Here is a 14,665-nt window from a genome sequence, read left to right as displayed (position 1 = left end):
AATCGCGGTATACTCAAAGCGAATTTACTGAAATTACTGCATATTGTGATTGGAGAAACGATGTTAAAGGGAAAAAATGTAATTCTGGGTGTTACAGGCGGAATTGCCGCATATAAGTCAGCAGATCTTGCTTCAAAGCTCGTAAAGGCACATGCAAATGTAGATGTTATCATGACAGAGAATGCAACAGAGTTTATAACTCCGCTGACATTCGAAGCACTTACTCATACAAGGTGCATAACAGGCACTTTTGAACGAAATCATCCTATGGAAGTTGAGCACATCGCACTTGCGGACAAAGCAGACGTACTTGTCATCGCTCCCGCAACCGCCAATTGCATCGCAAAGCTTGCAAACGGAATCGCTGATGACATGCTGACAACAACAGCTCTTGCGTGCACATGCAAGAAGATCATCGCTCCTGCCATGAACACCAAGATGTTCGAAAATCCCATAACACAGAAGAATATAGAAACTCTTAAAAGCTACGGCTACATTATAGTAACTCCCGGCGAAGGTTTCCTTGCCTGCGGTACTGTCGGAAAAGGCCGCATGGAAGAACCTGCAAAGATCCTTGATGAGATAATATACGAAATAGCCTGTCCAAAAGACATGGAAGGCATAAACCTTCTTGTTACGGCAGGTCCCACAAGAGAAGCACTCGATCCCGTCCGCTATATCACCAACCACTCTTCCGGCAAGATGGGCTACGCCATTGCTACCGCTGCCGCACGCAGAGGTGCAAATGTAACTCTCGTATCGGGAAAGACCAATCTGGAAGTGCCTTCTCACCTTAATTTCGTGAGCATCTCTTCCGCAAAAGACATGTATGAAGCCGTGACTCAGCGCTCAAACGAGCAGGATATCATTATCAAAGCCGCTGCCGTTGCTGACTACACTCCCGCTAACTACGTAGACGACAAGATAAAAAAGAGTGCTCAAAAAGGTGACCTTGCTATTCAGCTTAAGCCAACCGACGATATACTTGCGTATCTTGGAAAAAATAAAAAGAAAGGCCAGATATTATGCGGTTTTTCAATGGAGACAAAAGACCTTCTTGAAAACTCAAGAAAAAAACTTGAAAAAAAGAACCTTGATATGATCTGCGCCAACAACTTAAAAGTCGAAGGCGCAGGCTTTGAAGTAGATACAAACGTACTTACTCTTATAACATCGTCCGATGAAAAAGAACTTGGAATCATGAGTAAAGCTGACGCCGCAAATATTCTTTTATCGGAACTTTTAAAAATGCGATCATGATTTAATTTACAAATATATTTTCTCTGTTCTTGAAATAAATATTATTTACAAAGATCATGATCACACCGACAACCGTGCTTGCAACCATAGTTGTAATTTCACCATTCGATGAAAGCGCAAACGCGATAGCAATCAGATTAACCACCACAACTAGTGAATATGCGATAAGCACAAACTTTCTTGCATCGCTTTTTCTCTTAATAATCTTGATTGCTGCAATAAAGTCGATGGCGCCTGTTATTAAGAAGAGAATCGCAAGCACCGTATATGCAGAAGACACTCCGGTCAGCGCAAAACAGCCAAGTCCTGAAACAACATTGGCAAGTCCGCCAAGCCACAGCGCAAAATATCCAAGGAAATCTGCCCACTTAGTTCCAAGCCTTGGCTCTGCCTGAACATTCTGATAAGCACCATTCCCCATCATCGGCTGCGAAACCACCTGCTCATTCCCCGTAAGCGGAGTCTGACAACTCGGACATATAGCAATCCCATCTTCAACCATCGCTCCACATCTGTTACATACTCTCATACGAATCCTCCTCATGTAAGTTTAAGTTGTTATACGAGAAGCCCCTCAGATAGCCATAGCATCCTGCCCGCCCCCGGCATTTCCAATCACAACTCTCGCATTTATGATAATTATTCTACGTTATATTAATATGCTACCATACCAATTCCCCTCAGAAAAGCAATTCTTACAACATTCCGCAACTTTTTGCATTTTTATTCATATCCATAGCAAAGCTTTTTTCTATATAAGAAAAGCAACTACCCATTATTGCACTCAGAAGAAGTACTGCCGTATCCTGCGCAGGCTGGAAGGGTATATTGCTGATTTTTTAGTATGTGAGTATTTTGCCATATTCATGAGTATAAAAAAGTAGAACTGCTTGTTCCGCTTTCGCTCCACCTGTCTGAGCCCATTTATGGGCGAGTTTGGAGCGAGGAACAAACAGTTCTGCTTTTTTATGCCATGAATATCAAAATACGAACCCACTAAAAAATCGGCAATATACCCGTCAGCCTACGCAGGATACGGCAGTACTTCCCCCTTTTACTTATCGCGCACAGCCTTGATAATCCCTGCGATAGCTCCAAAGAGCATAGCTGCAACGGGCCAGATGATCCATGTTGTTTCCCACTTGTCGGTCAAAAAGCTGACTCCAAGGAATACAGCTACGATTATAGGCCAGTATATTGCTGCAACCTTACCTGTAATCTTATTAAGTCTTTTTCCGCTCGGAGTGTAGTCCTCTTCCTGAAGCACCTTATTGCATGCATCAACAACCGCATTTCCTCTTATTATCATATTTACACCGACAGATACCATGATAAAAAGCACGCCTACCATAAGACTTGTAAGTTCTCCGCCGGGATTCATCATACTTGTTGCAAGAAGCGGTACACAGCTAAGGATGCACATAATAACACCGATTGCGATAAAGCTGCTCTTTTTCTTTTCAAAGCGGGATTTTTTTTCCCTGAGCATGCCGTCTACGCCGTAAGCAGTGTCAATCTCCTCTTTTTCAAGATACTCAAAAGGCTTAAGGTCTTTATCTGTTGTTATAAAGATAAAGACACCTGCAGCTACCATGAACAAAAAAATCACTATTCCGCCAACACCTGCAATATTATCGGGGCACAAGCCATATTGACTGAGAGTTGAGAGTGCCATCATCACAACAGGTGATGCTATGCAGAGAGATACGCCAAGCGCTATAAGTGGATTGGTTCTCTCCACCGCATCTATATATGATGTTGCAGTTTCCATTGTCACAAGCTTTTTGGGGCTGTAATCTCCCTCATATTCCATAAGCTCGCCTTCTCCGGTCTGCTCGATATCATCCTTTAATAAGTAATCCGTGCTGACGCCAAAGATCTTAGACATCATAAGTATTCTGTTAAGATCGGGTGTCGACTGTGCACTTTCCCATTTTGAAACAGCCTGTCTTGATACTTCAAGTTTATCTGCAAGTTCTTCCTGAGATAAACCAAGTTTTTTTCTTTCATTGATAATCTTATCCGCTAAAATCATTTTCTTTTCCTCCAAAATTTTTTTCGGTTGTTTGTTATGGGTCAAGATTACAAAAAAGTATGGTTGCTATCTATAAAGTCTACTTTGAAATTTGTCAACCGGCGGTTGCATATAGCGCAAATAGTGGTTTTGCGGCATCTTTCTCTTCTCGGGTATATGCCCCAAATCTGTACAAATAATAAAACAATTAAAAAAAACAAAAATTACTTTTACATCTATTGATATCACAAAAAAACGATGATAATGTGGAATTATAACAACATAAAGTCGCACCCCCTTCAAGGAGGCATCATATGATTAAAAGTCTTAGAACCAAAATTCTTTCATGTTTCTTCCTTTTAGCCTTAGTCATGATCATAGGCGTAGTTCTTATTGCAATCAGTTTCCAGGACGCCGTAGATGCGGCAAATACCATGTCTGGTACATATCTGTCAATTGAACGAGACTTTGGAGACGCCAACACCAATCTGCAGAATCTAGTAAAAAGATTCTTCCTTGTCCAGGCTATGGCTCCCACAGGCGCTATGGATACCGACGAAGGTGTTGCATCAATGGTAGATCCCGGCAAACCTGAGCAGGAAGCATTGCAAGCTGCCCTTGACGATCTGGGTGTGCAGGTTCAAAAAGTAAATGATCCCGATTTCACCTCGGAATACAATACAATGTATTCAGCAGGAAGTCTTTTCCTTTCCACATATAAAGAAATGGAAACAATGTTCTACTCAAAACAATACTCAGAATCCTATGACCTTTATTTTGCAAACTGCCACGAAGCAATACTTACATACGAGGATAATGTCACTCTTATGAAAGAACAGCTTCAGGTTCTCGTAGATAAAAACACCGCAACCTTAAAAGCGGCTGAGAAAAGCGTTCATAAATCTATTATAATTGGTTCCATTCTTTCAACAATCGTAGCTGTAATCGGAGTTTATGTCGTAAACAAGACAATTTCTCCTTTGCGCTCAGCTTCAAAAGAACTTGACGAAATACTTTCCGCCATGAATGCGGGAAATGCGAATCTTTCACGTCGTATAGAAAACACCTCGACAGACGAAGTCGGAGTACTTGTTTCAGGAATAAACAATTTCCTTACAACCCTGCAGGATATTATCGTAAAGATCAAATCCGAATCGGGGCATATTTATTCATCTGTTGAAAACACTGTCGGTCTGGTCAACACTTCCAAAGAAGATGTCAGCAACGTATCCGCGGTTATGGAAGAACTTACGGCAAGTATGGAGACCGCAAACAATACACTTATTTCTCTTAATAACGGAGCAAAAGATGTAAATACCGCTGTCGGACAGGTATCCGATCAGGTTGCAGCCGGTAACCAGCGCGTATCGGATATCAAAGATCATGCAACAGTAATCCGCGAAAACACCGAAAAGAAGAGAAATTCCACAAACGAGATGGTTTCTTCCATAAAGGACGGGCTTGAGAGCTCTATCGAAGACAGTAAAAACGTTGCACAGATTCAGACTCTTACCGAAGATATCCTCTCAATCGCTTCGCAGACCAACCTCCTTGCTCTCAACGCATCCATAGAAGCTGCAAGAGCAGGCGATGCAGGAAAAGGATTTGCGGTTGTTGCAGATGAGATCAGACAACTTGCCGAGCACAGTAAAGATACCGCAAACTCCATTCAGGAAATCAGTAATCAGGTTATTTCCGCAGTTGAATCACTTGCAAAAGATTCAAACGAGATGCTCACATATGTAAGCGAATCGGTACTTGCGGACTACGATGAATTTGAAGATGTTGCACAGCAGTACTATCAGGACGCAGAGGATATCAACCAGGTGCTTAAGTCGGTAAACGAAAACACTGTTGTTCTTAACAACACAATCGGTGAAATGGCAGAACAGATTGACAACATCTCACACGTTATCAGCGACTGTACAACAGGAGTTTCAGATGCAACAGAGAGCACTACCGGAATCCTTGCTTCCATCACTACAATTCACGATGATTCCGAGAGTAACAGAGAAGTATCTGAACGTCTTCAGGAAGAAGTTAACCGCTTCTCTTCCTCCGAAGAATAATAAGACTTATAGAAAAGACAAGGTTTTTGGACCTTGTCTTTTTTCTTAATTACTTATATATTCTCCATCCGGCGTAACATCACTTCCCATATCCGGAAGTTCACCCGTATGCGATACGTACATTGAACTGCCAACTTTATGGAATGCCACATATGCTTCCGAAGCCTCATCAACACATGCTATCGCCGTATCCTCCGATACAAAATACGCTGTACCTGAACAATCTCCGGTATTTACGGTATAGATAAAAAATCCTTCAAATGAAAAACCTTCTTTGGTCTGATCACTTATCTCAATATCACCTGCGGAATTCTCAATTTCTATTCTCTGCCAATCACCTTCAAAATTCTTGGCCTTGGAGACGGATTTTCTTTTGGCATACAAAGAAGGAATATCTTTTTCTACAATGTAATCCGATGACAGGCTGCCACCTTTACCTGTTCCGTTAAGATCTCGCTGCGAAACCACTCTGACTGAAGAGTCTTCCTCCGCTTCCTCTGTTTCTTCTGTTTCCTCTTCCCCAACTACCAATGCATTCTCAAATGAATACATATCGTCGTCCGAAGAATCGGATTTACCCGCGCATCCACAAACTAGCATCGCGGAAATAACTGATGTCAAAATTACTTTACTACATTTCATTCCGACCCCCTAGAAACAAATCGGCCCATCAGTGCAAAACATCTTTTATACGTCGTACAGCGTCATCCAAGCCATTCTCGGCTCTGACTTTCTTAGAAATCTCCTCTGCTCTTTCTTTTTTGAAATAATATGAAGAATTCATTTCGTCAAGCACATCCATTATTGCTCTCTTGCTGACTTTGCTAACTTTTACCATCTTGGTCGCTATTCCGAGATCGTTTAACTTGATCGCATACTTAACATGCTCCGCCATGTACGGAATAGGTATCGACGGAACCCCATAAACCATGGAAGCAGCACAAGTGCCAAAGCCGCAATGATGAATAACATATCTTGAACGACTAAATAACCAGCTATGCGGAACATCTCCGCATGACATAATACTGTCAGGAAGCTTGTAATTGGTCGCTATACTCTTCTGGAATCCCTGAATGATCACCTTTGTATCAGTTGCTTCGAATGCCTTAATGAATTTATCAAGCTTATCAGCAACAACATCATCCTCATAGGACATTGAACCAAATGACAGAACTACAGGCTTATCACCTGTTTCCATAAAGTTCTTAAGCTTCTCATCGGGAACAAAATCAACATCATCTTCATACCAAAAACCTGTAACAACGTTCTTGGCTTCCCAGTAAGGATTTCTGTCATTAACAGTCCTGCTGATCGGCATAAGATTGAGCCTGTCTGAAAAGAGCTCATCTACAGATTTAATTGGTCTGAGACCATATATTTTTCTCAAATTATTAAAGGGTTTTATTGCCCTGTTAGATCCAAAATTCTCCAGAACCTTCTCTGAAACGGTCTGCTGTCTGAGTTTCTCGGGAATTGATTCTTTCTGAAGCGTTACATTTATCGTGGGAATACCTAAGGCCTCGGCTTCTACAGCACCAATCATAGTATGGCCTACAATAACCATATCTCTTCCCTTGCAAGCATTCAAAATATCATGAGTTGCATTTTGGAAGAAGTCAGCAACAAATTCCTGCTCCCTCATTGCACTCATGGGATTGGTACCGTTGCCTCTTATCGCAGCCATTTCTCTCTCAATATTTATATTGGAACCTATGGGAACAAATTTTACTCCTGCCTCTTCGACAAGATCCTTCCAGTGCGGATGTGTTCCAATAATTGTGTCGATTCCTTCTTCTATCAGCTTCCTTGCCAAATAGATATACAGCTGAACATCCCCACGCGTTCCCATTGTAAAAATCGCGATTTTGCTCATTTCAGTTTCCTTTATAAAATATTTTTATCCAATGTTTTTACACTGGATAGCTCAAAACAACAGATTTCGGCAATCCTATCATCAGAGCTTAACATGTATAATTATGATACCCGTCTTCTTCCAGTAAATCAAATACTTTATCGCTGATTTCCTTACTTTTTTCAGTTACAACGCCAAAATCGCATATAATATCCACTTTTTTGGATTGATTACGGCCTTTTTCGCATAAAATAAGGATTTTCGCACAATAAACAGCAACTGTTTCTTTGGGAATGAGTTTATAAATATACTTATTTTTATCATACCCCACAAAAACACTTACTTCAACTACCGGATGATTTCCCTCCGGAGAACCATCGAAAAAAAGTTTTTCTTCTATTATTTTATCATCAAAAATGAAATTTGTCAGATTATTGTCTTGTAAAAGCGTATCTCAAACGTCGTTCCCACGCCTTCGGTGCTACTTACACGAATTTCGCCGTGCTGGTCTTCCATTATCGCTTTTGAAAGAGCAAGACCTATGCCTACACTGTCTTTTCCGGAATTCTTCCCCTTGTAAAAGCGCTTAAATATGTGTGGGAGGTCTTCCTTAGCTATTCCGCAGCCTGTATCTTTTATCTTTATCTGTGAAAAAAGATTTGTATCCGATGTCTCTATTTCGAGTCTTCCGCCTGCCTCCATGTGCTCAAAGCAATTCTTTATGATGTTCCTTATTGCTTCAAGAGTCCAGTTGATATCGCAATTAAGCGTTATGTCGGTGCTTTCGACTTTAGTTTCAATATCTTTTAACTCCATCTGAATTTCAAAGGGCTTGAGGGCAGATTCTATGAGGTCTTTTGCTGTGATTGCCTCTTTTTTTAACTCTATTGTTCCGGCGTCAAGTTTCGACAACTTAAGAAGTGTCTGTACCAGCCAGTTCATCCTGTCAAGCTGGTTACTCTGCGTCGCAAGGAACTCTTCTCTCTTTGCGGGATCGTCCTCACTCTTTAACAGGTCGTTCATGACCATCATTGATGTGAGCGGCGTTTTGAGCTGGTGACTGATATCCGCGATGGCATCGGCAAGTCTTACCTTGTCTTTTTTCAAAAGTTCATTCTGGAAACTCAGAATTGAAGCTGCCTTGTATATATTAGTCCTAAGTATTGAAACTTCGCCTTCTTCCTGCTCTTCTGTCTCAGGAAGCGTTCCTCCTGCAAGTACAAGTGTCAGATAGTCGTTAAGGCGCTCCAATGCTTCATAGCGCTTTTTGGTTATATGGGCAAAATAGGCTGTGAGCGCCACGCCAAAGATAAGAATTAAGAATACGGCTTTTATGCCGGCAAAAATATAGGCACATAGTGAAAATATCAATGTGCCTGCAAAACCTAGGAGTATTAAGTTTCGGAAGTCTTTATTTTTTAGCATGTTTTTGGTCTCTTGGGGACGGGGTTTGTGGTCCATTAAGCATGGTTTGGTCTCTTGGGGACGGGGTTTGTGGTCCATTACATCACAATATATCCGAGTCCGCGAACAGTCTTAATGATCTGCGGATTTGTCGGATCTTCTTCTATCTTGTCACGGAGTCTCTTTATATAGACCGTGAGTGTGTTGTCGTTCACGAAATCGCCGCTGACATCCCACATGTCTTCCAAAAGTGATTTCCTTGAAAGAACTATTCCTCTGTTGTTGCAAAAAGCAAGGAGAAGTCTGTACTCAAGAGCTGTGAGCTCGATTGTTTCTTCGGTTTCGGTGCCACTTTTTAGTCTTGTGACTTTTGCTTCATTTGTATATATGGTGATGTTGGCAAGTTTTACTGTGGCCATGGTGGTTGTTGTTCTCAACGCCGGATTGCTGTTTTGTGTGTTATCGCTTTGGCCGCTGTCACCTTGATTATTGGCATTCGTAGCACTGCTTCTTCGAAGAACCGCTCTAATCCTCGCCATGAGCTCGTTTACTCTGAATGGTTTGCATATATAATCGTCCGCGCCAAGTTCAAGTCCCATGACTACATTTACTTCCGCATCGGATGCAGTCAGAAATATCACAGGAACATTGCCGCTCTTCTTAATCATCTTGCAAATATCGTAGCCGTTTCCATCGGGCAGGTTTATATCAAGGATGGCGAGTCCATACTCATCGGGCTTCCAGTTATTTCGCGCTTCTTCGCATGTTGTTGCATGCGCAACCACGTAGCCTTCCTTCTCAAGCGAATACTTAAGCCCCATACCTATGGCATCATCGTCTTCCAGCAAAAAAATCGTTGTATTCATGTTTATTTCTCCTACCAACTACTTTATCACAATACCGCTACTTATGTGAATTGTGCAGGCGGAAGTTCTTTCAAGAGAAGGGGGATTGGCTATAGGGGAAGTTTTTTAGCCAATCGTCTTCTTTCTTGAAAGAACTGTCCTTGTCTGCCCATATACATTTTTCTTAATTATAGGCAGTGGATTTTTTTATGTCTCATCTGCTCATTTTTATGTATTATCCATTATAGTCAGTGAAAAAATCCGGCATTGCCTTTATTTTTCTAATCCCTTCGCCTATAATGCCTGACCATTGGCATAGTCCCTTAATTATGAGCAGTTCATTTTTCAATTTCTCAACTGCTCATATCCCATCATCATCCATTATGGTCAGTAGAAAAAGTCCGGAGCCAACTGCTCTTTTCTGCCCTTTTTGGGTTTTAAGCAGTGAAAACTTCAGATTTTCTCTCTAAAGAGGCAAAAATCGCCTGCTCATATAAGCATTTTAAAAAGAATGGTCAGTATAAACTTTTTCATTAGACCTTTTTTTCATTTGCCCCCATCTGACATCATTAGCCTCATTATCTCTTGGCTACCGGCTTTTTATTGTTCAAACTTATAACGAAACGTACTATCTAGGCAATTCCCCAAGTCTCTTGCTCTCAATCCCCAATAATGTTCAAGATTACTACCAAAAGAACCAGCACCACGGCGAAAGAGCACATTGCCAAAAGCATGTATCCAGTCCTTTTCTGTGCTATTTTGGGGTGCTTTTTTCCAAGGATATATATCGGTATCATAAAAAGAGATTCAAATATGATCATGCCGATTATGAATCTGACGGCTTTCTTCAGATTGCCAATACCCCAATTTCCGCTAAACAAGCCAAACACCGCGCCGGTCAGTACGATAGCGCAGGTAGTTCCGATGACGCACTGTTTCAGGTCATATATATTGCCGTCTCTGTCAAGGCTCCAGCCCAGTTTTCCGGCTATTATCTTCTTTTCTTCATGTGCGATCTCTTTGGCAACATCAAGAAAGGCATTGCCCTTCTTTTCTTCTTCCTCAATGTAGTTCCAGTATATTTCGGGGTCAAAAGAATCTATTTCAAGCGAATCATCTTTTATTTTTTTGCAAAGATTTATTGAGCCCTGCAATTCTTTCATCTGCTCACAAAGTTTTTGAAGATTATCCGCAAATACCGAATCAACCGGTCTTGCGCCGTCAAAAAGATCTGCTATATCACTTACGGACAAACCTGCCTTGCGGAATATGATTATCTTCTTCAAGCGCTCAACATCTTCTAAAGAGTAATCCCTGTAACGATTGCCTTCACGCTGCGGATTTATGAGCCCTTCCTTTTCGTAAAATCTAATTGTGGCTCTGGGAACTTCTAAGATTTCCTCGACTTCTTTGATTGTCAATTGTGCTGCCTCCTTATTAATCATGTTTTTGAAAAAGCGGATACATAGCATTAAATTGTTTTTCATTTGAATACATCCCAAATGCAATTGTCCGTTTTTCGAAACTATAAGCTGTAAAGAAGGTTTACAGTCAAGACTTTTTTCCATAAATCAGCAAAAGCTGTCATACTGATTTAGTATAACAGCTTCTCTGTCTAAACAAATATAAAGCTCACTTGCTCAGGCCTTATTTCCCGAAACTTTATATGAATACTCAAGAAGTCCGATGTTGAGAACCGCAAAGATCAGGAGATACACGGGCATAATCCCGATGCCGATATGCTGCTGGATGATTCCGAAAACGGTGGGCATGAAGGTGCTGCCAACGTAGGCGGATGACATCTGAAGGCCGATGACGGCGGCGCTGTATTCTTTGCCGAACTTCTCGGGAGCCATGTGCTGTATCGAAGGATAGACGGGCCCCATGCCGGTTCCGATAATCACAAAACCTGCTGCCGCGAGAACATATCCGCTAACAGGGAGCATAATAATTATTATTCCAAGAATTTCTATCGCGATTCCGACTCTGATAAGCAGCTTGTCACCCAGTCTGTCGGACACAAAGCCTGAGATCAGCCTTCCAAGCATGAGGCCTGCGAAGATCAGTGACCCGAAAGATGCGATCATTCCGTCTGAAAGTCCCTCTTTTGTCCCCGCAAAATAACTTGATGTCCAGAGAAAGCAAGTGCACTCGCCGGAACAGTATGCATAAAATGCGATAAGCGTGGGAATTACACCCGGAACAAAAATTGTTTTCCTGATACCGACTGATTGCACACTATCTTCGCCTGTCTTGTTATCATTTTTTGCCCACAAAGGCAAAGACAGCACTACCACGATCATTATCGCCGTCTGAATGTACGCCGTCCATCTGTAGCCCTGATTCCACTTTGCATGCTTCAAGGCAAGTGCCATGATATTAGGGCTTATAACGGCTCCTACTCCGTAGAAGCAATGCAAAAAATTCATCACGGACGACGGGTAATTATTTGCAACATAATGATTTATTGAAGCGTCGATTGCGCCGGCTCCAAGGCCGTACGGTATAGCAAACAGAAACAATATCGCATATGAGTTTGCAAAAGAAAAACCAAAGAGTCCCACGATTGAAAGAAAAATCGAGAACACCACTATATTTTTTGTATGGAATTTCCTGATAAATCTGGGGCTGAACAGAGCAGAAATTATGGTCAAAAAAGAAATCGACATCGATACATATCCCGCATAAGATGAGGGCACGCCAAAGGCGACCTGCATAGTCGGCCAGCCCGAACCAAGGAGTGAATCGGGAAGTCCCAGACTTACAAATATAAAATAAATTACAGCCAATAATAACGAATACATAGTTTATACCTGATTATCAACAGCGCTTCCCTTTATATCATCTGTAACAAGAAAGTTACTGTTAAGGATATTGGTAATTGCCGAATTTACCGCACTCTGCGCATCTTCAAGTGAAGTAGCATCGGGGATCACTATCTTCTGAGACACATTATCGGGATCCAGCAAAAGAGCTTCCGTACGCTCTCTTCTTGCGATAGCTTTTTTCACATCAGCGCTTGTCTTCTCGCCCAATTCAGCATGTTCTCTTATATTGGCGATCATCTCCTGTTGCATTGCTTCTTTTTCAAGCTTTCTGGCTTCTTCCTTCTTCTCTTCTTTCTTTTCTTCCGCAGCTTTCTTGGCCTCTTCTTCGCGCTCTTTTTCTTCTTCGTCAAGGTGGTTTACGGCTTCATTTGCAAGAATTTCGATTACTTCTCTTGTGGAAGTATCCATAATTTTCTCGGCCTCCTTCTGTGCTTTCAGCATGTTGAGAGACTCTGCGCGTTTAATCTTTATAGCCTTATGAGTCAGAACATTCTGTGTGATTTCATCATTAAGACTCTTGATTGCTTTAACCACTGTTTCAAGGCTATCTACCACTGCTTTTTGGAATTCGGTCAGATCGGATACCACCTCAAATTTACGGATTTTTTCATGACTAAGCCCTGATTCACCTATGTCATCTTCATCCGCAATGTCCTTATCTATGTTATTTTTATCTATGTTATTTTCATCTATGTCAGTTTTATCTAAGCTACGTTCCTCTATAATATTTCCATCTGCATCGACTTTATTTATAACAATTTCATCGTGGCTCTGCTCCTGTTGCTGCTCCGCTTCCTCTACTTCAACAATTTGCGGAAACTTATATTTCATATATTCTTCGGGATGTGCCATGACTTCATCCGCAATATCCATTGCTCTTTTGGCTTCTTCGCTCTCGGGATCGACGCCAAATCCTATCATCATGGACTTTATTCTGTCTCGCGCATTTTCTTTAACTACGGCTAGCTCGTCGTTTAAACTGTGTATTTTGTCTCTGATGCTCTTAAGCTGTGCATCGATTCCAAGCTCAACTTTAAAAGCATCCGCTACAACTTTAAGCGCCTGCTTTCTGGCAATTTTTCTTCTCTGTACGACAAGACTTTCCCCTGTAAGATCTGCCCCCGATATCGACTGAGTATTATCTTTTTCTTTCCCTTTTCCTTTTGGAGTTTCTGCGTTATTTTTTGAAAAATAATCTTGGTTCTGAACATTACTCATCTGAACATCCGTGTTCTGCTGAACTTTCATAACCTACCTCCATATTTTAAATGAATCGTGTAAAAGAAATCCCCAACCAAATCCGGATTTCCATAGTACCCCGTTTCCATATATATATCGGCAGAATAAGAAAAAACTTTAAGAAAAAAAATTTACTATCAGATAAAAAACTTCCTGTACCTCGCTCGGCTGTAATTTCAGTATTTTTGCTACATTTACGACCAGCTAAGATATAGGAAGTTTCAATCTTCAATATTTGATTTTCTCAATCCTCAAGGAAAACCGGCTCTTTTGCACCAAGAAGGAGTCTGAATCTCTTAAGTCTCAGATTATTCCACAAGCGGTGCTTCTCTACGCTCTTTTCACACTTCTCAAGCATATTCGCAAATTCTTCTTCGTCTTCCATCCAGGGATTTACTTCGTATCTTGAAGTGAATATCCAGGGCATCAGTCTCTCAACGAGGTATGCTTCTGCCGGGAAGTTTACTTCTTTTCGGTACTCCATAAGGGTGTTCAGATTCTTGTAGAAAGTCTTGGAATTCTTTAGAATCTGCTCCCTGTTTATTATGTAGCAGCCTCCGGGACTGAAATTACAGTATCTCGGAATAACGGGATCCTTGTAAACAAACCTGTAGAAGTCGTCCATGTCATAGAAGTACCTGTAAGAATGACTCTGATTCATGTACCAGGAGCTGTCGAGCTCGATATAGCCTTCCTCCGAAAGAAGCGAAGCGATTGAATTCTCATCGCCGCCTTTTTTGTACCTCTCCCACATTTTCTTGTCCTGATAGAGATACGTAAACCATTTGTTGTTGTAAACTCGGTCAAAAAACTCTTTTGAAACATGTCTTCCTATAATGTTGCCCTTCAAAAGAGCCACAAACTCAGGAAGATTATCGTAGTTATCTATAAAATAATGAAAATAACTTGTAAGGTTGTGTCCGGTATTCTCAACATGAATGAAATTGTAGCCTGCAGCCTTAAGCTTATCAGGTGTCATTCCGTCATCCGAACAATCGATTATAAGGTGATCGTTGCAATATTCGATCAGTTCCTCCGGCACAGTATTATAATTGTGCACAAGAAAAAAAGTGTCCGTCCTGTTCAAAATATTTCTATCCTTCCTTTTAAAGCACGGTCGATTTCCCCTCTTTTTATCAACCCGATAATACATC

General features: G+C 41.3%; 12 protein-coding genes. 2 read left to right on the top strand and 10 right to left on the bottom strand.

Features of this window, described 5'->3' with window-relative positions; translation table 11 throughout:
* Positions 1 to 60 precede the first annotated feature (60 nt).
* Positions 61 to 1,260 carry a bifunctional phosphopantothenoylcysteine decarboxylase/phosphopantothenate--cysteine ligase CoaBC gene (gene coaBC / locus BM398_RS03210; RefSeq protein ID WP_092336388.1) on the top strand — a complete coding sequence of 400 codons (1,200 nt, stop codon included), beginning with the start codon at positions 61 to 63 and terminating at the stop codon, positions 1,258 to 1,260.
* Position 1,261: 1 nt separating this feature from the next.
* Here coaBC and BM398_RS03205 read toward each other — a convergent pair whose 3' ends face one another.
* Together BM398_RS03205 and BM398_RS03200 are read right to left on the bottom strand one after the other, a co-directional pair.
* Positions 1,262 to 1,789, bottom strand: coding sequence for a hypothetical protein (locus tag BM398_RS03205; RefSeq protein WP_092336387.1), 528 nt, complete (start codon positions 1,787 to 1,789; stop codon positions 1,262 to 1,264).
* Between the two features lie 525 nt (positions 1,790 to 2,314).
* Complete coding sequence (locus BM398_RS03200) at positions 2,315 to 3,295, bottom strand: helix-turn-helix domain-containing protein (RefSeq protein ID WP_092336386.1); 981 nt, start codon at positions 3,293 to 3,295, stop codon at positions 2,315 to 2,317.
* A gap of 293 nt (positions 3,296 to 3,588) precedes the next feature.
* Here BM398_RS03200 and BM398_RS03195 point away from each other — a divergent pair, with 293 nt between their 5' ends.
* On the top strand, positions 3,589 to 5,343 hold the full coding sequence (locus BM398_RS03195; RefSeq protein WP_092336385.1) for a methyl-accepting chemotaxis protein: 1,755 nt from the start codon (positions 3,589 to 3,591) through the stop codon (positions 5,341 to 5,343).
* Positions 5,344 to 5,388: 45 nt separating this feature from the next.
* Here BM398_RS03195 and BM398_RS03190 read toward each other — a convergent pair whose 3' ends face one another.
* The 8 genes from BM398_RS03190 to BM398_RS03150 form a co-directional block, all read right to left on the bottom strand.
* Positions 5,389 to 5,985 carry a hypothetical protein gene (locus BM398_RS03190; RefSeq protein ID WP_092336384.1) on the bottom strand — a complete coding sequence of 199 codons (597 nt, stop codon included), beginning with the start codon at positions 5,983 to 5,985 and terminating at the stop codon, positions 5,389 to 5,391.
* A gap of 28 nt (positions 5,986 to 6,013) precedes the next feature.
* Positions 6,014 to 7,216: a glycosyltransferase gene (locus BM398_RS03185; RefSeq protein ID WP_092336383.1), complete on the bottom strand. Its 1,203-nt coding sequence runs from the start codon at positions 7,214 to 7,216 to the stop codon at positions 6,014 to 6,016.
* 405 nt (positions 7,217 to 7,621) lie between these two features.
* Positions 7,622 to 8,566 carry a sensor histidine kinase gene (locus tag BM398_RS03175; protein WP_175531820.1) on the bottom strand — a complete coding sequence of 315 codons (945 nt, stop codon included), beginning with the start codon at positions 8,564 to 8,566 and terminating at the stop codon, positions 7,622 to 7,624.
* Positions 8,567 to 8,697: 131 nt separating this feature from the next.
* On the bottom strand, positions 8,698 to 9,465 hold the full coding sequence (locus tag BM398_RS03170; RefSeq protein WP_092336380.1) for a response regulator transcription factor: 768 nt from the start codon (positions 9,463 to 9,465) through the stop codon (positions 8,698 to 8,700).
* A 638-nt stretch (positions 9,466 to 10,103) separates the two neighbouring features.
* Positions 10,104 to 10,865, bottom strand: a complete 762-nt coding sequence (locus tag BM398_RS03165) for a MerR family transcriptional regulator (RefSeq protein WP_175531819.1) — start codon at positions 10,863 to 10,865, stop codon at positions 10,104 to 10,106.
* A gap of 219 nt (positions 10,866 to 11,084) precedes the next feature.
* Positions 11,085 to 12,248, bottom strand: coding sequence for an MFS transporter (locus BM398_RS03160; protein ID WP_092336378.1), 1,164 nt, complete (start codon positions 12,246 to 12,248; stop codon positions 11,085 to 11,087).
* Positions 12,249 to 12,251: 3 nt separating this feature from the next.
* Positions 12,252 to 13,520: a hypothetical protein gene (locus tag BM398_RS03155; RefSeq protein ID WP_092336377.1), complete on the bottom strand. Its 1,269-nt coding sequence runs from the start codon at positions 13,518 to 13,520 to the stop codon at positions 12,252 to 12,254.
* Between the two features lie 235 nt (positions 13,521 to 13,755).
* Positions 13,756 to 14,598, bottom strand: a complete 843-nt coding sequence (locus BM398_RS03150; RefSeq protein ID WP_175531818.1) for a DUF3431 domain-containing protein — start codon at positions 14,596 to 14,598, stop codon at positions 13,756 to 13,758.
* Positions 14,599 to 14,665: the final 67 nt, after the last annotated feature.

Origin of the sequence: Butyrivibrio sp. M55 (assembly GCF_900116865.1) — a bacterium.
Taxonomy (GTDB): Bacteria; Bacillota; Clostridia; order Lachnospirales; family Lachnospiraceae; genus Butyrivibrio.
Note: the sequence above shows the minus strand (reverse complement) of the source record. Positions and strands in the feature narration are given on the sequence as shown.